Genomic DNA, 19,821 nt, shown 5'->3' on the forward strand with positions numbered 1-19,821 from the left:
CAGCTCTTCGAGCATGTGAACGGACTCGGCCGACGATGATCTCGCGAGCTGATCGCCCTGGTGGTGTGCTGGACTCCTACGAGCAGCAGGAGTTCGCCCATGACGACAGCCGAGCATCCACCAGGCCCTCAGCAGGACGACGCCGAGCTCGCCGAGTTCGGCTACCGACCCGAGCTCAAGCGAACCTTGGGCAACTTCCACACCTTCGCCGCGGGCATCAGCTACATCTCGATCCTGACCGGCACTTTCCAGCTCTTCTACTTCGGCTACGGCAGCGGTGGCCCCGCCTACTGGTGGTCCTGGCCGATGGTGTTCGTCGGCCAGTTCGCGGTCGCCCTGTGCTTCGCTGAGCTCGCTGCCCGCTATCCGGTCGCGGGGTCCGTCTACAACTGGTCGAAGAAGATCGGCAATCCGCATCTGGGCTGGCTGGCCGGCTGGATGATGTTGACCGCCTCGATCGTGTCGATCGCGGCCGTGGCGCTGGCCTACCAGTTGACGCTGCCGCAGATCTCCTCGACCTTCCAGTTCGTGGGTGACGGCACCGGCAAGTACGACGTGGCGACCAACGCGGTCGTCCTGGCCACCGTGTTGATCCTGTTCACCACGCTGGTCAACGCGTTCGGCGTCAAGCTGATGGCGACGATCAACACGGCCGGCGTATTCATCGAGCTGATCGCCACCGTCGTACTGATCGTCCTGTTCGCCGTCCACATCACCCGCGGCCCGCAGGTGGTCATGGAGACCAACGGCACGGGAGCGGGTTACGGGACCGGGTATCTCGGCGCGTTCCTGGTGGCCTCGCTGGCCTCGGCGTATGTGATGTACGGCTTCGACACGGCGGCGTCGCTCGGCGAGGAGTCCATCGACCCGTCCCGCAACGCGCCCCGGGCGATCATCCGGGCGATCGTCGCCTCCTTCGTCCTCGGCGGACTGATCCTGCTGCTCGCGCTGATGAGCGTCTCCAGCCTGAAGGGCGAGAAGCTGTCCACGGACGGGCTTCAGTACATCGTGCTCGACGTGCTCGGTCCGACGGCCGGCAAGGCGATGCTGTGGTGTGTGCTGATCGCCGTCACGGTGTGCGCCCTGGCCGTGCACACGGCGGCGATCCGGCTGGCGTTCGCGATGGCCCGCGACAACAACCTGCCCGGGTCGGCGCGGCTGGCCAAGTGCCACCCGCGCTTCCAGACCCCGGTGCTGCCGACCGTGATCATCGGTGTGCTGGCGCTGGCGATCCTCGTGGTCAACATCCGCCAGCCGCAGATCTTCACGGTCGTCACCAGCATCGGCATCATCATGATCTACCTCGCCTACCTGGGCGTGACCGGCCCGATGCTGGTGGCGCGGCTGCGCGGCAGGTGGCAGCCGGCGAGCGACGGGAAGTTCTCGCTCGGCCGCTGGGGGCTGCTCGTCAACATCGTCGCGGTGGTGTGGGGCGCGGGGATGACGATCAACCTGATCTGGCCGCGTGCCGCGGTCTACAACGCGGCGGCGCCCTTCCACTGGTACCTCCAGTGGGGCGCCGTCCTGTTCGTCGCCGTGATCGCGGGCGGTGGCTTCGCCTACTACTGGTTCGTGCAGCGGCACCGGACCGGTGTCCTCGAGGACCACCGCCTGACGGAGAGCTGATCAACCGGCGTTCGGCGCGGGCCGTTTGTACATCCGGGTCGCCGTGATCTCGCTGCGCACCTGCGCCGCTTCGCCTTCTCCGGCCGGGGCCTGCTGCGGCAGACCCGGCCGGAGGTGTTCCTCGACGCTGATGTACTTCAGGCCCGCCCGCAGGTCGGCGTCGTTGCGCAGCCGGATGACCAGCGGGAACTCCGCGAGCGCCGTCGTGTCGAACAGCCCTGTGGTGTAGAGGAGCTGCACGCCGAGGGCGTCCGAGACGGCGCGCTGGAGCTCCAGCAGATAGGTCGCGTTGGCGCGCCCGATGGGGTTGTCGAGGAACAGCGTGCCGGCGTACCGGTGTTTGTCCCGGCCCCGGTCGTTGCTCCTGAGCGCCGCCATCGTGCAGTACAGGGCGATGGCCGCGGTGAGCAGCTGCCCACCGGAGAACACGTCGCCCATCTGACCGACGGGGACCCGCTCGGCCCGCAGTACGGCGTCCGGCTTGAGGATCTCGACGGCGACGCCCTTGGGCTGGAGAGCCGCGCCGACCCCGCGCAGCAGCAGTGACATGCCGTCGCGCCGCAGGTCGGAGTTCTTCTTCACGGCGGCCCGGGTCGCCTCGTCGATGACCTCGCCGAGCCGCTCGGTGAGGGTGCTCTGGTCGGGCTCCTCGAAGCGGATACGCAGGAACTCCTGGCCGGACCACTCGCCGAGCCCCTCGGGCAGCCGGGAGAGCCGCTGGGCCGAGCGCAGGGTGGCGAGCGCGGACTCGACGAGCCCGCGCAGCCGGTCCACGATGGAGTCCCTGTTGCGCTCCAGCTGCTCCAGCTCGTCGGTCAGGACACGGAGTCGGGGCGCGAAGGCGTTCGCCCACTTCTGCGCGTGCTCGGGCAGCGCGGAGGCGGGCAGCTCCCGGATCTGCTGGCGGGCCGGGGTGCGGACCTGCTCGTAGCGCGTGGAGTTGGCGTGCCGGACGAGGATGTCACTGGCCTCGCGGACGGCGGACTCGGCGGCGGACAGGTCGGCGGCGCAGCCGCGCAGCGAGCGGCGGGCCTCGGCGGCCGACTGCCGGGCCTCCTCCGGGGTGCCGGGGTAAGGTTCCGCCTCCTCCTGCTCCTCCTCGGGGGTGTGTTCGCGCAGCAGGTCCCGGAGCATGGCGGCGATCTCGTCGAAGCCGCCGGCCGCGTCCTCGGCGGCGCGGTGGCCGGCCAGAAGTTCGGCGTGGGCTTCCCGGGAACGGCTCAACGCCTCGGTGCGGGAGGCGAGTTCGGTCGTCGCGGTGCGCAGCAGCGTCTGGGCGTGCTCGGCGTCGCGCGGCTGGAGCTCCTCGGGCAGCTCGGTGTGCGTCTCGCCGTCCTCGGGGGCGTGCCGCTCGGTCTCGCCGCGCAGCCGCCCGAGCTGCTCGCTGGCGGTGGACACACGGGTCTCCAGGAGCTGCACCAGCTCCTCCGCACGCGCGGCGGCGGCCTGCCGGGACGGCCCGTCGGAGCCGTCGGGCGACTGGAGCAACTGCTCCGCGCGCGTGCGGACCTTGTTGCTGAGCCGGTCCAGCTCGGTGCGGGCCCCGCTCTCGTCGCTCTCCGCGCGGGCCTGCTCGGCCCGCAGGTCCGCGCCGACGCCGACCTTCTCGTACAGCTGGGACGCCGCCCGGTAGGCCTCGCGGAGGGCGGGCAGGGACGCCTTGGCCGCGTCCGTCCCGCCTTCCGGTACGTCGTCGGGGGCGCCGGCGATCTCGGCGCGTTCGGCGCGCAGCGCACGCGCGGTGCGGCGGGCGTCGTCGGCGGCGCGCTGTGCGCCGCGCCGGTCCTCGTCGGCGGCGCGGGCGCGCTCCAGACAGGTCTGGGCGCGGGCTTCCGACTCGGCGGCCTCGTCGGCGAGTTCACGTACCTTGACCTGCCAGCCGGCGCGTTCGCGCAGCCGGAAGGCGAGACCGGCCAGGGCGTCGGCGGCCCTTCGGGCCTTCTGCGCGGCCTCCTGGCGCTCGTCGCGCACCTGGGCCGCCTCGGCGGCGATCTCGTCGGCCTCCGCGCGCGCGGTCCGTGCCTCGGACAGCTCGGCCTCGGACTCCTCGGCGAACGCGCGTGCCTCCTCGGCGGACCGGGCCAGTTCGGTGAGCCGCCCGGCGGGACAGCCGGTACGCCAGGAGGTCAGCCGGGCGGCCAGCTCCCGGTCCTTGCCGAGCCGCGCCGCGAGCCGGCGGATGTCCTCGTCCCGCTCGGTCGCCCGCGCGCGCAGCGCCTGCCGTTCCTCGTCGGCGGCGTGCTCGTCGTGCATGGCCGGGTTCGGCGGGACGAGGAAGACGTCTGCGCTCTGCGCGTCGGCCGCCGGGGTCGGTGCCAGCAGGGCGGCGGCCGTACCGACGGCCACGGCCGAACGGGGCAGCAGCGCGGCTTCACCGAGCGCCTCACGCGCGCGGGCGTGCGACGCGGGGTCGGTGATGATCACGCCGTCGACCAGCTCGGGCCGCGCGGCGAGCACGCGCGCGTGGTCGGCGGGATCGACGGCCTGCGCGAGGTAGCGCCAGCCGGGCAGGGCGGGGATGCCGTGCTCACCGAGGAACTCGACCGTGGCCAGCACGTCCGGGCCGGGCGGCAGCAGTCCCCCGTCACCGAGCGCGCCGAGGATGCGGGAGTCGTCCGCGGCCGCCGTCCGCAGCTCGAAGAGCTGCCGTTCGGCGGAGGAGACGGCGTCGTCGAGGAGATCGCGCAGTTCGTCGGCGCAGCGGTCCAGGTCCTCGGGGGACAGCAGGGAGCCGTCGTCCGGCTCGCCGTTCTGCCGTGGCTGCGGGATCCGCGGACGGGCGCCGCCGCCGGTCAGTCCGAGCAGCTCCGCGAGCCGTTCCTCACCGGCCAGGGACTCGGCGAGCCGCAGCTCGGCCCCGTGGGAGCGGTGCGCGGCCGACGCCGCGTCGGCGGCCCGGGCCGCGGTGAGTTCGGCGCGGGACTCCGCGGAGGCGGCCTCGCGCGCGTGCTCGGAGGCCCTGCGTGAGGCGTCACGCGCGGTGTCCCAGGCGGCGACGGCGGTCTTCTCGGCGTCGCTGGCGGCGAGGGCCGCGCGGGCGGGGTCGGCGTCGGGCGCGCTGTCGTCGAGCCAGCCCGCGCGTACGGCCTCGGCGGTCTCCTGCTCGACCTCGGAGAGGCGCTGGCGCAGGTGGCCGACCTCGCTGCGGGCGCGCTGGGCGTCGGTGGCGGCGGACGTCGAGTCCCGGTGTGCGGACTCGCCGATCTCCTGAAGTGCCGCCGAGCGCTCCTCCTCCTCGTTGGCGAGGGCCTCGGCGTTCTCTGCGGCCGCGTGCAGGGCCCGTACGAGGTCGACGGCGGCCCTGGCGCGGGCGGCGAGCGCGGGGGCGGCGTCGCGTTCGGCCTCCTGGATCGCGGCGGAGACGCGCGCGACCCGGTCGGCGGCGGCGCGGTGGCGCAGCACGGCCTCGGCGGCCTGCCAGGCGGAGTGCAGGGTGCGGGCGTCGGCGAGTTCGCGCTTCTGCGCGGCGGCGGACTTCTCGGCGCCGGCGAGCGCCAGCGAGGCATGACGGTAGGCGAGTTCGGCGGCGATCAGCGCGCTGCGCTCCCGCGCGCTCTCGGAGTGCGTGACGGCGTAGGCAGCGGCCGTGACCCGCTGGGCGAGATCACCGGCCCGCGCCTTCTCCCGCAGGCCGCGCGAGGACAACCGCCGGGCCAGCGCGCGGGTGCGGCGCTCGGCGCCGGCGTGGATGTCACGCGCGCGTGCCCGCGCCTCGGCGGCCTCGACGATCCGCCCGAGCAGGTCCACCGAACCGGCCGTGAAGTCCCGTTCGGCCATCAGCTCTGCGCGGTGGCCCAGCTTGTTGCCGAAGCCGCTGACCAGGTCGGCGAGCCCGTCGGTGTCGCGTGTGTCGGTCACCGCGCGCAGCAGCAGGTCGGTGAAGTCGGAGTCCTTCTTGACCGCGAAGAGGCCGGCGGCCTCACCCTCGTCGGCGTTCATCTCCCGCTGGTAGCGGAAGAGTTCGGGGTCCAGGCCCAGCTCGCCGAGGTGCTCGATCCACCGGTCGTGGATCTCCTCCCAGTGCACCTCCAGGTGCGGATACGCCTTCCCCGCCTCGGTGATGGCGTCCCGGAACCCCTTCATGGTGCGCCGCCGCCCCTGCGCGCCGGAGGCGCCCTCGACGGGCGGGCGTACGGCGGTGGACTCGGCGACGGGCAGGTTGTCCAGGCTCAGGCCGGGCCCGGGCCGGAAGGAGTACCAGGCCTCCGCGAACTTCCGTGGATCGTTGGACACCTGCCGCCCACGCCACTCGCTCGCCTTGCCGACGACGACACACTCGCCGGTGAGCACGTGCTGCCACTCCAGCGCCACGTGTCCGCAGTCGTCGGCGAGCAGGAACTTCCGGAGCACGCCGGAGCTTGCGCCGCCGAGCGTGTTGCGGTGGCCCGGCAGCATCACCGAGAAGATCAGCTTGAGCAGGACGGACTTGCCGCCGCCGTTCTCCAGGAAGAGCACCCCGGCGGGCGCCGGCCGGCGCGGCGGGCCGACCGGCTCCTCCTCGAAGAACTCCGCCTGGGTGGGGGCGGGGTCGGGCACGATGTCGCCCACGCCCCGCAGGTCAAGCACGGTGTCGGCGTAGCGCGCACCGGCAGGCCCGATGGAGTAGAGGCGGATCCGGGACAGCTCGTACATGGCGGACTCTCGTAAGTCTTCGGCAGATCGGGGGGAGTCGCTTCGGAGGCTCAGGGACCCGGAGGCCCATGAGCCCGAAAGCTCGGTAGCGCGGTTACTCGGTAGCTCGGTGGCTTCAGGAGTGGAACGGCAGTCCGGCGCCGGCCACCAGGTCCAGGTCGTCGCTCTCCTCGGCGGGCAGCAGCGTCGGAGAGCCGTCGGTGACCGGGACGACGCCCAGCTCCAGCAGCTCGGCCATGGCGGCACCGCCCGCCATGTCACGGACCTGGAGCTGATAGCGGGCGGTCGTCCGGTAGGTACCGCCGCTGTCGTCACCGGTCCGCTGGAGGAAGCCGGAGTCGGTGAGGAACGCGACGGCCTTGCCGACGATGCCGGTCGTCGAACCGGCGAGTCTGCGGGCGTCCTTGGTGGCGCCGGTGGAGCTGCGTCTGGCCCAGATCCGCCAGGCGGCCTCCAGGCCGGGCGCGTCGGTGGCGGGGTCGGTGTTCTCGCCCTGCTCGTCCGCCCGCTCCTCCAGCCGGCGGCAGGCCTGGCGGACGAAGGCGTCCACTCCGTTGACGCTGACCCGGCCGATGTAGCCGTCGTCGGCCAGGTCCTCGGGCCGGGGGAACGCCATCGCGGCGACGCAGAGGTGCGCGAGCCCGTGCAGGAACCGGTCGCCGCCGTCGGCGGACGTACGACGCGCGTAGTCCCCCATCCGCACGGCGAACACCGAGTCCTCGGCGGCGGTCACCGCCATCCCCGCGCGCGGGGAGACCTCCAGCACGATCAGCCCGAGTCCGGTGGCCACGGCGTCGGCGAGCCGCGCGAACGCCGGGTCCTCCCGGTACCGCCGCAGCAGCTCGGCGTACTCCTGGTCGCGCGCGGGCTGCAACTTGGGCATCAGCCCGAAGGAGACGAGCCGCGCCGCGTCGGCGGCGTCGGCGGGGGTGACAGCGGCGTTCGCCGCCGGGGCGGGGGCCTCCGTGTCGCTCCACTCGACCTGCTCGCTCACAGCTTCGGCTCCTTGATGCTCTCGTGCTCGTCCACTCGGTTCCCGACCCGGCTCATGCCGCCTCCGTGCGGTCCGCCGCCATCCCCGCGGCGTCCAGCAGGGCGGTGCCGACGATGAGATCGGCTCCGCCGAACCCCGGGTCGTCCAGTTCCCTGCCGTCGTCCACGGCGAACAGCAGTTTCTCCTCGCCCTGGCGGTAGGCGGTGCCCACGGCCGGGCTGGCGGCGTGCACGGCCAGCAGCGCCACCAGGTAGGCCAGTTCCTCGCCGTCCTTGGCCCGCGCCTCCTCGAGCAGTCCCGACAACCGTCGTGGCGCGTCCGCCGGCAGATCGAGCAGTTCCTTGGCCATCGCCAGCTGTTCCTCGCTGAACCGGCTGTCGTCCGGCGTCGCGATGAGGTCCGGCTCCGGCATCTCCGCGCCCAGGTGCTCCCGCTCCACCGGCGGCGTCAGCAGCAGGTCGACGAGGTCGCCCACGCGCACCGACACCGGCGTGCGCAATCCGGTCCCGTGGGCGAAGAACGCGTCGGTGACCCGGACCGCCTGCTCCAGCGGCAGCGGCAGCACGGGGGTGACGAGGTGCCCGTAGAGGTCGATCCCCGACGAGGTCATGGGCGTGGCGAAGGCCTGTCGGTCCTGCTCGGCACGGAACAGCGGGCCGGCCTCCAGCAGCCGGGACTGCAACTGGGTGTGCCGGCGGATGCAGTCCTTCACGATGTCGACGAGCTCGGCGGCCCGCCGCTTGTTCTCCGCGTCCTCGATCTCGTCGCGTGCCTTGCGGATGTTGGTGAGGATCGCGTTCTCGTGACGGTAGCGGTCGGCGACGTGGTCGAGGGCCTCGGCGATCATGTCGGGGACGGCGTTGAGCCAGTCCACCGCGCGCACGTTGCGCCGGGTCGCCTCCAGGGCGCGGCGCAGCGTCTCCGAGTACTGCACGGTGCGGTAGCGGGCCTGTTCGGCGGCCAGCTGGGCGTCGGCGAGTCGGCCGCGCCGGACGAGCACCTCGAGCTTGACCTCGGCGGCGATCTGCGCGCTGGTGACGTCGGTGTCGAGGGCGCCGACCAGGACGTTGACCGCCTCGTCGGTCGTGCGCAGGTAGACCGCGCCGCCGTAGCCGGGGACCTCCTCGATCAGCTTGAAGTCGTAGTCGCGGCGCACATACGTGCCGTCCGGCGCGAACGTGCCGTACGCGGCGCGGAAGCCGCGGTCGACGCTGCCGACGTTGATCAGGTTCTCCAGCACCCAGCGGGCCACCCGCTCGTGCTCGGCGACGGGCCGCCGCGGGGCCTGCGCGGCGATGCGCGGCATGAGGCGGGCCACTATCTGGTCGTGGTCGGCGCCGGTGTCGAAGTCCATGTTGAGCGTGACGAGGTCGATGGCGGCGAGGGCGATCTCCGCCATGCCGTAGACCGAGTACTCACCGGCGAGGTTGGCCTTGCGGGCGTCGAGGTCGTGGATCGGCGCGGTGCAGGCGAGCGCGCGCAGCCGCCGCGCCAGCCCCTCGTCGGCCGCCGGGCCCGGAGCGGGGCGCGGCGCCGCGCTGAGCTGGGGCGGAACACGGTCCGTCGACGCAGGCGAAGTCACGGTGCACAGACTAGGTCCTCGGTCTGACATCGACCCAAACGACGCCTATCGCCTCCGGCGGGACGGCGGACGACTGCAGGTCGTTCTCCGGCTGCGGGCCGGTGGGGGGCGGTGAGGGCCGGCGGGGGCCGGTCGCGCTGGGTTCCCGCACCCCTATGGGGCACTGTCGCCCTCGACCCTTCGCCGGTAGGCCTCGAGCACGCGTTCCAGCGAGTCGGCCAGGTAGACGGTGAGCAGCCGCTCGGCCTCCGCCGCGTCCTGCGCCTCCAGGGCCTGGAGGATCTGGCGGTTGCGCTGCAGGTACGGCTCGTGCAGCCGGCGCGGCTCGTCGACGAGGTGGAAGGCGAGGCGGAGCTCGGCGAAGACGCTGCGCATCAGCTCGTCGGTGCGCACGCTTCCGGCCAGGGCCACCAGTTCGCGGTGGAAGTGGAAGTTGGCGGTACCCAGTCCTTTCCAGTCACTCCCGACGGCCGCGACCTGTCCCTCGGTGACGCTCGCCCGAAGGCCGTCCAGGGTGTAGGGCGACTCCCCCAGCCCGCGTACGACGGCGCACTCGACGAGCGCGCGCGTGCGGTAGATGTCCTCGACGTCCTCGACGGTCAGGACCCGGACGAACACACCCCGGTTCAGCTCGTGGACGAGCAGGCGCTCATGGGTGAGCAGCCGGAACGCCTCGCGCAGCGTGTTGCGGGAGACGCCGAGCGCCCCGCCGATGCTGTCCTCCGACAGGCGTGTTCCGGGCGGGAAGTAGCCCTCGGCGATGCGGCTTCTGAGGATGTCCGAAACCCGTTCGGCCGTGCTCGTGCGGCCCAGGAGGGCGCGGTCGTCGGCCAGTCCCGCCAGCTGCTCTGCCATGCCCGGAATTCAACCGCAGACACGAGAACGAAACAACATGGGTATTGAAGGATCGTTCAACGATCCCCTACCTTCCTTTCATGGCACCGCCCGTCCCCGCCGCGGCGACCGCCTCCGCACGGCACAGCTCACTCCCCGCACCCTCCGTCCTCCCTCAGTGAGGTGCCCCATGAGCACGCCCCCTCCACCCCGGACCCCGGCCACCGACACCCGTCCCGCCGACGCCGCTCCCGCCCCCGGCCCCGCTCCCGACGACGGCGCTCTGGCCTGGCTGCGGGCCCTCGGCCCGCGCGGCCGCCGCGCCTTCGCCGGCGCGTTCGGCGGCTACGCCCTCGACTCCTACGACTACTTCACGCTGCCGCTGAGCATGGTCGCGCTGGCGGCCTACTTCGGCCTGGACAGCGGCCAGACCGGCCTGTTCACCACCGTCACCCTGGTCGCCTCGGCGATCGGCGGCGCCGTCGCGGGGGTGCTGGCCGACCGGATCGGCCGGGTCAGGGCCCTGATGATCACGGTGATCACGTACGCGGTCTTCACCGTCGCCTGCGGCTTCGCGCCCAGCTACGAGGCGCTGCTGGTCTTCCGGTCCCTCCAGGGCCTCGGTTTCGGCGGCGAGTGGGCGGTCGGCGCGATCCTGGTCGCCGAGTACGCGAGCGCGAAGCACCGGGGCCGCACCCTCGGCGCGATCCAGAGCTCGTGGGCCGTCGGCTGGGGCCTCGCGGTGGTGGCGTACACGCTGGTCTTCTCGTTCTTCGGCGACGACGTCGCCTGGCGGGTGATGTTCTGGACGGGCGCCCTGCCCGCGCTGCTCGTGGTGTGGATGCGGCGCCGGGTGCAGGACGCTCCGGAGGCCACCGCCGCCCGTGAACAGAGCGCGGAAAGGGGGTCGTTCCCGGCGATCTTCAAGGGGCCGCTGCTGCGGACCACGCTCTTCGCGGGTCTGCTCTCCACCGGTGTGCAGGGCGGCTACTACACCCTGGCGACCTGGGTGCCGACGTATCTGAAATCGGAGCGCGGCCTGTCGGTGGTCGGCACCGGCGGCTATCTGACCTTCCTGATCTCGGGAGCCTTCCTCGGCTACCTCACGGGCGGCTATCTCACCGACCGGCTGGGCCGGCGCCGCAACATCTGGCTGTTCGCCCTGCTGTCCGCGGTGTGCATCCTGGCGTACGCGAACATCCCGAGCGGCGCGGACACGGCGCTCCTCGTGCTCGGTTTCCCGCTCGGGTTCTGTATGTCGGCGATCTTCAGCGGCTTCGGCTCCTATCTGAGCGAGCTGTACCCGACGGCCCTGCGCGGCACGGGACAGGGCTTCACCTACAACACCGGCCGCGCCGTGGGCGCCGTCTTCCCCACCACGGTCGGCTTCCTCGCCGACAGCTGGGGCGTGGGCGGCGCGCTGGTGTTCGGCGCGATCGGCTACGCGATCGCCGCACTGGCGCTGCTGGGGCTGCCGGAGACCCGCGGGAAGGAGCTGGAGTGAACCGTCCGATCCTCACGCAGGACAGCCGTCCGATCCTCGCGCAGGACCGCCGTCCGCCCCTCGTCGACGACCGTCCCGTCACCCTCCTCGACGAGCACGCGCACGCGTGGAGCCCCGCCACCGCCCGGGCCCGCTTCCGGGCGGGCCTGTCGGGCCCCACGGCCGGGGTCGCGGGCGGCCACACCCAGGTCAACCTGATCTCGGTGCCCGCGGACTGGGCGTACGACATGCTGCTGTTCTGTCAGCGCAATCCCAAGCCCTGTCCCGTCCTCGACGTCACGGACGCCGGCTCCTGGACGACCGTCCTCGCCGAGGGCGCCGACCTGCGCACCGATCTGCCGCGCTACCGGGTCTGGGCGGACGGGGAACTGGTCGACGAGCCGACGGACGTTCGCGCGTACTGGCGCGACGACCTGGTGTCGTTCCTGATCGGGTGCAGCTTCACCTTCGAGTGGGCGCTGTCCGGGGCCGGCGTCCCGATCCGCCATGTCGAGCAGGGACGCAACGTCGCGATGTACGTGACGAGCCGGCCGTGCCGGCCCGCGGGGCGGCTGCACGGCCCCATGGTGGTGTCCATGCGCCCGGTGCCGCCGCAGCACCTCGCGGCGGCCATCCGGGAGAGCAGCCTGCTCCCGGCGGTGCACGGCGGCCCCGTACACTGCGGCGATCCGTCGGGACTGGGCATCGAGGACCTCGGCCGGCCCGACTTCGGCGACCCGGTGGAGGCCGCGCCGGACGACATCCCGGTGTTCTGGGCCTGCGGCGTGACCCCGCAGGCCGCCGTCATGGCCTCGCGCCCGCCGTTCGCCCTCACCCACGCCCCGGGACAGATGTTCCTGACCGACGCCCGCGACGAGCAGTACCGCGTGGCCTGAGAACGAGATACGAAGGAACCATGACCGCAACGACCGCGATCGATCTGAACGCCGACCTCGGCGAGGGCTTCGGCCGCTGGGAGCTGACCGACGACGAGCGACTGCTGTCCGTCGTCAGCAGCGCCAACGTGGCCTGTGGCTTCCACGCGGGGGACGCGGTCACCATGCGCCGGGTGTGCGACCTGGCGGCCGAGCGGGGTGTGACGATCGGTGCGCAGGTCTCCTACCGGGACCTGGCCGGGTTCGGGCGGCGCGCCATGGACGTGCCGCCCGCCGAACTGGCCGCCGAGGTGGCGTACCAGATCGGCGCCCTGGAGGTGTTCGCCCGGGCGGCGGGCGCGCGCGTGGCGTACGTGAAGCCGCACGGCGCGCTCTACAACCGGGTCGTGCACGACGAGGAGCAGGCCGGCGCGGTGGTCGAGGGGGTGCTCCTCGCCGGCGGCGCGCTGCCCGTGCTCGGGCTGCCCGGCTCACGCCTGCTGGAGCGGGCCCGGGGGGCGGGGCTCCCTGCCGTCCCGGAGGCCTTCGCGGACCGTGCTTACACCGAGGAGGGCACGCTCGTGCCGCGTGGACGGGCCGGGGCCGTGGTCACCGACCCGGACGCCGTCGTGGAACGGTCGGTGCGCCTGGCCCGCCTCGGGCAGGTCACCTCCCACGCGGGATCGTCGATCGAGGTGCACGCGCGTTCGCTGTGCCTGCACGGCGACACGCCCGGCGCGGTGGAGCTGGCCCGCCGGGTCCGGCGTGGGCTGGAGGAGTCGGGCGTACGGGTGGAGGCCTTCGCATGAGCGTGCGTGTCCTGCCCGTCGGCGACGACGCCCTGCTCGTCGAGCTGGCGTCGGGCGCGGAGGCCGAGGCCCTGCACGCGGAGCTGCTGCGTCGCCGCGCGGCGGGACTGCTCAGCGCCCGCGAGATCGTCCCGGCGGCCCGCACCGTCCTCCTGGACGGCCTGACGGACCCCGGCCGGCTGGCCTCCGAGCTGGTCGCGGCCGACGTACCGCCCGCTCCCCCGCGTGAGCAGGCGGCCGTGGAGATCCCGATCCGGTACGACGGCCCGGACCTGGCCGAGGTCGCCGCCCACTGGGGCGTCCCCGAGGAGGAGGTGGCCCGCATCCACGCGGCCACCGAGTTCCGGGTCGCCTTCTGCGGGTTCGCGCCCGGCTTCGGCTATCTGACCGGCCTGCCTCCGCGCTACGACGTACCGCGCCGGGCCACCCCGCGCACCGCCGTGCCGGCCGGTTCGGTGGCGCTGGCCGGGCCGTACACGGGTGTGTACCCACGTTCGTCGCCGGGCGGCTGGCAGCTGATCGGCAGCACGGACGCGGTGCTCTGGGACCACGCGCGCGTACCGGCCGCGCTGCTGTCGCCGGGCACGCGCGTGCGCTTCGTCCCGGTGGGACCGGTGGGATGCGTGGGACCCGTGGGACCAGTGGGCACCTCATGAGCGATCGCGCGGTCTCCGTCGTCCGTGCCGGGGCGCTCACCACGGTGCAGGACCGGGGCCGCCCGGGTCACGCGCACCTCGGCGTGCCCCGTTCCGGCGCTCTCGACGCGCCGGCGGCGGCCCTCGTCAACCGGCTGGTGGGCAACCCGCCCGATGCGGCCGTCCTGGAGACGACGCTCAACGGCTGCGCCCTCAGGCCACGTTCCGACATGACCATCGCGGTCGGCGGCGCGCCCTGCCGGGTCACGGCGGACGGCCGGCCGGTCGCCTGGGGCGCGCCCGTACGGGTACGCGCCGGGACCCTCCTGGACATCGGACCGGCCGTCACCGGGGTGCGCACCTACGTGGCCCTGGCCGGCGGCATCATCGTCGAGCCGGTCCTCGGCAGCCGGTCCACGGACCTGCTCTCGGGTCTCGGCCCCGCGCCGCTCGCGGACGGCACCGTCCTGCCGCTGGGGCGCGAACTCGTCCCGCACGCGCGCGTGGACGTCGCTCCGCAGCCGGCGCCCCCTGCCGAACTCGTCCTCCGGGTGACGCTCGGCCCCCGGGACGACTGGTTCACCCGGGACGCGCTCCGCGCCTTCACCTCGCGGACGTTCCTCGTGTCCTCCGCGAGCAATCGCATCGGGCTGCGCACCGAGGGGCCCGCCCTGGATCGGGCGCGGAGCGGTGAACTGGCGAGCGAGGGCATGGTCCTGGGCGCCGTACAGGTTCCGCCCGCCGGCCGGCCGGTGGTCTTTCTGGCCGATCACCCGACCACCGGGGGCTACCCGGTGATCGGGGTCGTCCGCGCGGGCGATCTCGCGGCGGCGGCCCAGGCCGTGCCAGGAACGCCGGTCCGCTTCGTGGCCGTACGCCGAAGGTGACGCCGTAGGTGACGCCGACGGCCGGTCGCTCCGGGCTTCAGGCGGCGTCCGGCTGCCGTTCCGCCACGGAGAGTGCGGCGAGCGCCGCGGACACCGCCGCGGAGGCCCGCAGATCGAGGCGGGCGCTCGTCCCCCTCGCGCGGTGCCGCAGCTCGTCGGCGGCCAGCGTGAGCAGTTGCGGGAGCAGGTCGGTGCAGCGCCGGGCCACCCAGCCGGTGCCCGCGGTCGCCAGCCACCACAGGCTCGCCGAGGTCGTCGGCGCCGGGAACTCGGGCTCGGGCGAGGGAGCGGAGCCGGTCGCGAGGCCCGCCTCGGCCAGCACCGCGTGGAAGCGCACGGCCAGTTGTCGGTGACCCCGCTCCCCGGGGTGGAGCCGGTCCGCGCTCCACATGGCCCGGTCCGTCAGCCAGGCGCCCTCGGACGCATGCAGGTGGACGGCGCCGTAACGCTCGGAGAGCGCGTGGACGACGGCGTTGACCGCGCGCTGCCTCCGGGCCAGGGGCCGGGCGAGAGCCCCGGGCAGCCCGAGGGTGCCGCCCGGGTCGGGCAGGCACGCGGTGAGCAGGATCGCGCCCTGCTCGGCGAAGGCGCCGTAGACCGTGTCGAGCCGGGCGGCCACGGCATGGATGTCGAAGGTGCAGCGCAGCGTGTCGTTGACGCCGACGACCACGGAGACGACGTCGGGCCGCAGATCCAGCCCTGCCGCGAGCTGCCGTTCCAGCACGTCCCGCGTCTGCGCGCCACTGACCGCGAGGTTGATGAACTCAACGGGCTCTCCAGGCGCCACGGGCCCCTCGGTTCCCGCGGAGGCCTCGGTCCCCGCAAGCCCTTCGACCTTCGTGGTCCCCGCGAGCGCCTCGACTCCCGTGAGCCCCGCGGTCCCCGGAAACCCCGCGCCCTCCGTGGTCCCCGCAAGATCCTCGACCCCGGCGAGCTCCGTCCCCGCAATCCTCTCGGTCCCCGCGAGCCCCTTGGTCCCCGCGAGCCCGCCGGTTCCCGCAAGCCCCTCGGTCCCTGAAAGCGCCTGGCTCCCCGCAAGCCCCTCGCCCTCCGCCGCCCGCGCGGCGCCCTCGATCTCGCCGACCAGGCCCTGGGCGAGCAGGGCGGCCCAGCCGCGCCATCCCTCGCCCACGGGGTCGCCCACGCCCTCGGTGAGCGAGTCCCCGAGGGCGACGAAGCGGACGCGTCTCATCCGAGGCCTCCGGGCACGAAAGGACGCACAGGGGCGGTCACCGGTGCCGGGACCGACACCGTCGCGTCGTGCGCCGCGAGGAAGGCGTCGACCGCCGTATCCCAGCCGAAGCACTCCGCACGCGCGCGTGCTGCCTCCCGGCGGGCCTTGAGGGGGCGCTCCAGGAGGTTCTCCACGGCGTCCGCGAACGCCTCGCCCCGGTCGGCCGCCGTGGCCCCCGCGGCGCCGATCACCTCGGAGAGCGCCGAGGAGGCGCTCGCGACGACGGGGGTCCCGCACGCCATGGCCTCCAGGGCGGCGAGCCCGAACGTCTCCGCCGGTCCCGGGGCCAGACACACGTCGGCCGAGGCCTGCAAGGCCCCGAGCGCGCCCCGGTCGGAGACATGCCCCAGGAACGTCACGGGCAGCCCGCGCTCGCGGGCCCGCTGCTCCAGCCGCGGACGCAGCGGCCCGTCGCCCGCGACGACCAGCACCACCCGCGCCCCGCGTCGCAGCAGCGCCTCCAGGGCGTCCAACGCCGTACCGGGCCGCTTCTCCACGGACAGCCGGGTGCACATCACCAGCAGGGTCTGGTCCTCGCGCGCGTGCCGGCCCCGCAGCCCGGCGTCGTACAGGGCCGGATGCCGTTCGACGAGGTCGACGCCCAGCGGGGCGCGGACGACGTTCCGTGCCCCGATCCGCACGAACTCCCGCTCGGCGAACTCGGTGGTGCACACCACGCGCGCGTACGTGTGCGCCGTACGGAGGTTGAGCGCGTCGGCGGCGCGCCGTGCCGCGCCTTCCGGTACCCCCCAGGTGCGCAGGACGCCGTCGGTGGTCTCGTGGGAGACCATCACGGCGGGAACGCGGGCCCGGCGCGCCCAGCTGCCGGTCCAGCGCAGCGTCGTGCGGTCGGAGACCTCCAGGCGGTCGGGGGCGAGTTCCTCCAGCAGGCGGGCGACCCGCCGTTTGTCGGTGAGGACGCGGTAGCCGCCGGTGCCGGGCAGCAGCGGCCCCAGCAGGGTGATGACCCGCCCCTGCTCGGTCCGACGGTCGCTCTCCCGCTCTCCGGGCACGATCAGGACGGGGTCGTGCCCGGCCGCGCGGTAGCCCTTGCCGAGTTCCCGCAGGGCCGTGCGCAGGCCGCCCGAGGCGGGGGCCACGAAGTTGGCGAGCCGCACGATCCGCAGCGGCCCGGCACTCGTGGAGGTGGGGCGGGCGGAGCCGTTTCCGCCGTCGGTGCCGCTCATGCCGTCGGTGCCGCTCATGCCCTTGGGGCCGCTCATGCCGCCACCGCCGGTCGACGCGTGGCGAGCACGTCCTCGTAGTGGCCGATGAGCCGGTCGCCGACGGCGGCCCAGGTGCGTCCCTCGACCGTGGCCCGCCCGGCGGCGCCGTAGGCGGCCCGTCGCGCGGGGTCGGCCGCCAGGACCGCCACCGTGTCCTGCACGACGCCGGCGTCCCGGGGCGGGACGAGCAGGCCGGTGCGCCCGTGGACGACCAGGTCCAGGGGGCCGCCCGCGGCGGGCGCGATCACCGGCACACCGCTGGCCATGGCCTCCTGCACGGTCTGGCAGAAGGTCTCGAAGGGGCCGGTGTGCACGAACACGTCCAGCGAGGCGAAGATCCGGGCGAGTTCGTCGCCGGTGCGGTTGCCCAGGAACACCGCGCCCGGCAGGGTCTCCTCCAGTCCGGGCCTGCTCGGTCCGTCGCCCACCACCACGACCCGGACGCCCGGCAGCCCGCAGACGCCGGACAGCAGCTCGACGTGCTTCTCGGGAGCGAGCCGTCCGACGTAGCCGACGATCAGCTCGCCGTTCGGGGCGAACGCGCGGCGCAGTGTCTCGTCGCGGCGGTCGGGGCGGAAGCGCAGGGTGTCCACGCCCCGCGGCCACAGCTTCACCCGGGGCACACCGTGCGTGTCCAGGTCGTGCAGGGCCGCGCTGGAGGGGGCGAGGGTGAGGTCGGCGGCGGCGTGGACGGACCGTATCCGGCGCCAGGCGGCTGCCTCGCCGGCGCCCATGTAGGTGCGGGCGTAGCCGCCGAGGTCGGTCTGGTAGACGGCGACGGCGGGGATACCGAGCCGGGCGGCGGCCGACATGCCCCGTACGCCGAGGATGAAGGGGCTGGCCAGGTGGACCAGGTCGGCCCGGTGCTCGGCGATGGCGGCGGCGACGCGTCGGCTGGGGAGAGCGACGCGGACCTGGGGGTAGCCGGGGAGCGGAAGGGAGGGGATTCGGACGACGGGGCAGGGCGCTTCGGCGTCCGGCCCGGTCCCGGCGGCGGTGGCCGGGGCGACGACGACGGGGGTGTGACCGCGATCGACGAGGTGTCGGGCGGTCTGGAAGGCGCAATGGGCCACGCCGTTCACGTCGGGGGGAAAGGATTCGGTCACGATGACGACACGCATACCCGTGTTGTCGCCGCCCCGGACGTGGACGCGTCAAAGTGGATCTTTCCGAACGACAAACGTCCCGTGAGCGTTGCGCTGCGCACCCGGTACGTGCCCGCCGAGTACCGCGCAGGTCGGACGGCGTCCATGCCGGTCCGCCCGGCGGGCCATCAGGTGTTCATCTGCCGGGCCGGCCGCCGCCAGGCTCCCCTCGGGCGGCGGCCTGTCCCGACCTTCACATCGCGGACGCGGCGTCCGGTCCGATCCGGCTCCGCACGGCCGTCTGGACCTCCGCCTCCTCGGCCGGATCGGCGGCGAGCCGGCGCAGGCGCTCCACGACCCGGGCGTCACCGGTCTCGGCGTGCCGGGCGGCGATCTCGCGGGTGCCCTCCTCACAGTCCCAGAGGCACTCGACGGCGAAGCCGGTGGCGTAGGAGGGATCGGTGGCGGCGAGTGCGCGGGCGCAGCGCCCGCGCAGATGGGACGAGGCCGTCTCGCGGTAGATATGGCGCAACACGGGTGCCGCGCAGACGATGCCGAGCCGTCCGGCGCCGTCGACCAGGGTCCACAGGCTCGGCGCGTCGCAGCCCTCGCCGCGTACGGCCTCGCGCAGCGCGCCGAGGACGAGGTCGCTGTCCTGGGTGCCGCCCCGGCAGGCGAGCATGCGGCCGGCCGCGGCGCCCAGGGGGTCGGGCCGGTGGGCCCAGCCGCGGGCCCGGTCCACGGCGGCGACGCTGCGCATCCGTTCGAAGGCGTCGACGGCGGCCTCGACGACGGGCGTCGAGCCGGTGGCCACGGCCTGTTCGACGAGGAGGAGGGCGTCGGGGTCGTTGAAGTCGGCGAGGTAGCGCAGGGCGGTGCAGCGGGCTCCCTCGGAGCCGTCCTTGGCCGCCTGCACGATCTCGGCGCGGTCCTCGGGCCCGGCCACGGCGGACAGACAGCGGGCGGCGGGGACATGGAGCGCGGCTCCGCGTTCGACGCCCTGCTGGGCCCATTCGAAGACGGCCTGGACGCTCCAGCCGGGGCGGGGTCCGCTCGGACTCAGCTGACGTTGCCAGCGGTCGAAACAGCCGGCCTCCTGAGCGGCACGCACGCGCGTGGAGACGTACTCGCGGGGATCCTCGGCCCACAGGCGCCAGGGCCGTGGTTCGAAGGCGTCCCGTACGGCGGCGGCGAGTTCGGCCTCGCCCTCGGTATCGGTGGCGAACCGTGCGAGCACGGGTGCCGCCAGGGCCCGCAGACCGGCGTCGTCGTCCCGCAGGGCGAGTTCGTCCAGGGCCCAGGCCCAGTTGGCTCCCGAGACCGCGTACCGGCGCAGCAGGGCCAGGGCCTCCCGCCTGCCGTAGGAGGCGAGGTGGCCGAGGACGGCCAGGGCCAGGCCGGTGCGGGACTCCTCGGTGTCGAAGGAGTCCTCGACGTCGAAGAGGTGGGCCTCGATCTCGTCCAGCTCGCCGTGCAGATCGAGGTAGAGACGGGCGTAGTAGAGGGAGCGGTTCTCCACCTGCCAGTCGTGGCGGGGGTCCCGCAGCACACAGTGGTTCAGCGCCGCGAGCGCCTCGGCTCGCGGAGCGGTGAGCGCGTGCAACGTGCCGTCGCCGCGCCCCCTCTGGAGCAGGCCGAGCAGCGTACCGCTGGGCGCTATGACCGGATCGAACATGGGAAACAGCCTCACATCAAGCGTCGACGCAACCGGGGACGTGCATTACCTGGCCGCGTGACAACACGTCGGGGCGCCCGCCGTTTCCTGCTTGCTGTAGACCATTTTCCTCTGCCTCTCGTCGGTGGCCCATGCGGACCGCGTCACGGCCCGCGCGGTGCGGCAACACCTGCCCAGCCATCGCGTCCGTGAATCACGACGTCATGATGACCCGGCTGTTCTACCTGCCGCGACCGAAATTTCC

At 73.7% G+C, this 19,821-nt stretch carries 14 protein-coding genes and 1 pseudogene; 6 read left to right on the forward strand and 9 right to left on the reverse strand.

Translation table 11 applies throughout. The features are described 5' to 3' along the window. The first annotated feature begins 99 nt into the window (after positions 1 to 99). Positions 100 to 1,626: an APC family permease gene (locus ACFVYS_RS37815; RefSeq protein ID WP_389509586.1), complete on the forward strand. Its 1,527-nt coding sequence runs from the start codon at positions 100 to 102 to the stop codon at positions 1,624 to 1,626. On the opposite strand, the gene ACFVYS_RS37820 is transcribed toward ACFVYS_RS37815, so the two are convergent. The 4 genes from ACFVYS_RS37820 to ACFVYS_RS37835 form a co-directional block, all read right to left on the reverse strand. Continuing rightward, on the reverse strand, positions 1,627 to 6,258 hold the full coding sequence (locus tag ACFVYS_RS37820) for a hypothetical protein (RefSeq protein WP_389509588.1): 4,632 nt from the start codon (positions 6,256 to 6,258) through the stop codon (positions 1,627 to 1,629). It lies immediately after the preceding gene. A gap of 115 nt (positions 6,259 to 6,373) precedes the next feature. Next, on the reverse strand, positions 6,374 to 7,252 hold the full coding sequence (locus ACFVYS_RS37825) for a hypothetical protein (protein WP_389509590.1): 879 nt from the start codon (positions 7,250 to 7,252) through the stop codon (positions 6,374 to 6,376). A gap of 52 nt (positions 7,253 to 7,304) precedes the next feature. Further along, positions 7,305 to 8,834 carry a hypothetical protein gene (locus ACFVYS_RS37830; RefSeq protein WP_389509591.1) on the reverse strand — a complete coding sequence of 510 codons (1,530 nt, stop codon included), beginning with the start codon at positions 8,832 to 8,834 and terminating at the stop codon, positions 7,305 to 7,307. Between the two features lie 153 nt (positions 8,835 to 8,987). Continuing rightward, the gene (locus ACFVYS_RS37835; RefSeq protein ID WP_389509593.1) at positions 8,988 to 9,689 is read right to left on the reverse strand and encodes a GntR family transcriptional regulator; all 702 of its coding nucleotides are present in this window, start codon (positions 9,687 to 9,689) and stop codon (positions 8,988 to 8,990) included. A gap of 169 nt (positions 9,690 to 9,858) precedes the next feature. On the opposite strand from ACFVYS_RS37835, the gene ACFVYS_RS37840 reads away from it, so the two are divergent. Genes ACFVYS_RS37840 through ACFVYS_RS37860 form a run of 5 tightly spaced genes read left to right on the forward strand, consistent with a single transcriptional unit; the run spans position 9,859 to position 14,357 of the window. Next, the gene (locus ACFVYS_RS37840) at positions 9,859 to 11,172 is read left to right on the forward strand and encodes an MFS transporter (RefSeq protein WP_389509595.1); all 1,314 of its coding nucleotides are present in this window, start codon (positions 9,859 to 9,861) and stop codon (positions 11,170 to 11,172) included. A gap of 32 nt (positions 11,173 to 11,204) precedes the next feature. Beyond that, the gene (locus ACFVYS_RS37845) at positions 11,205 to 12,047 is read left to right on the forward strand and encodes a putative hydro-lyase (protein WP_389509615.1); all 843 of its coding nucleotides are present in this window, start codon (positions 11,205 to 11,207) and stop codon (positions 12,045 to 12,047) included. 20 nt (positions 12,048 to 12,067) lie between these two features. Further along, on the forward strand, positions 12,068 to 12,835 hold the full coding sequence (locus ACFVYS_RS37850) for a LamB/YcsF family protein (RefSeq protein WP_389509597.1): 768 nt from the start codon (positions 12,068 to 12,070) through the stop codon (positions 12,833 to 12,835). A 2-nt stretch (positions 12,836 to 12,837) separates the two neighbouring features. Next, positions 12,838 to 13,491 (forward strand): allophanate hydrolase subunit 1, encoded by a 654-nt coding sequence (locus ACFVYS_RS37855; protein WP_389509617.1) that lies wholly within the window; start codon positions 12,838 to 12,840, stop codon positions 13,489 to 13,491. Next, positions 13,488 to 14,357: a biotin-dependent carboxyltransferase family protein gene (locus ACFVYS_RS37860; protein WP_389509599.1), complete on the forward strand. Its 870-nt coding sequence runs from the start codon at positions 13,488 to 13,490 to the stop codon at positions 14,355 to 14,357. Before ACFVYS_RS37855 ends, ACFVYS_RS37860 begins: the two co-directional genes overlap by 4 nt. Positions 14,358 to 14,394: 37 nt before the next feature. Here the strand turns inward: ACFVYS_RS37860 and ACFVYS_RS37865 are convergent, their stop codons facing one another. From ACFVYS_RS37865 to ACFVYS_RS37885, 5 genes and pseudogenes are all read right to left on the reverse strand, one after another. Further along, positions 14,395 to 15,144: an SGNH/GDSL hydrolase family protein gene (locus tag ACFVYS_RS37865; protein WP_389509619.1), complete on the reverse strand. Its 750-nt coding sequence runs from the start codon at positions 15,142 to 15,144 to the stop codon at positions 14,395 to 14,397. 297 nt (positions 15,145 to 15,441) lie between these two features. Next, positions 15,442 to 15,549: pseudogene (locus tag ACFVYS_RS37870) on the reverse strand (SGNH/GDSL hydrolase family protein); the annotation flags it as partial. Next, positions 15,546 to 16,778, reverse strand: a complete 1,233-nt coding sequence (locus ACFVYS_RS37875; RefSeq protein ID WP_389509621.1) for a glycosyltransferase — start codon at positions 16,776 to 16,778, stop codon at positions 15,546 to 15,548. The pseudogene ACFVYS_RS37870 and the gene ACFVYS_RS37875, both read right to left, overlap by 4 nt. A 32-nt stretch (positions 16,779 to 16,810) precedes the next feature. Beyond that, the gene (locus ACFVYS_RS37880) at positions 16,811 to 17,938 is read right to left on the reverse strand and encodes a glycosyltransferase family 4 protein (protein WP_389509601.1); all 1,128 of its coding nucleotides are present in this window, start codon (positions 17,936 to 17,938) and stop codon (positions 16,811 to 16,813) included. A 217-nt stretch (positions 17,939 to 18,155) separates the two neighbouring features. Beyond that, entirely contained in the window at positions 18,156 to 19,577 is a 1,422-nt protein-coding gene (locus ACFVYS_RS37885) for a HEAT repeat domain-containing protein (RefSeq protein ID WP_389509603.1), read from the reverse strand. Between the last annotated feature and the right edge of the window lie 244 nt (positions 19,578 to 19,821).

Source organism: Streptomyces sp. NPDC058295 (assembly GCF_042880655.1).
Lineage (GTDB): Bacteria > Actinomycetota > Actinomycetes > Streptomycetales > Streptomycetaceae > Streptomyces > Streptomyces coriariae.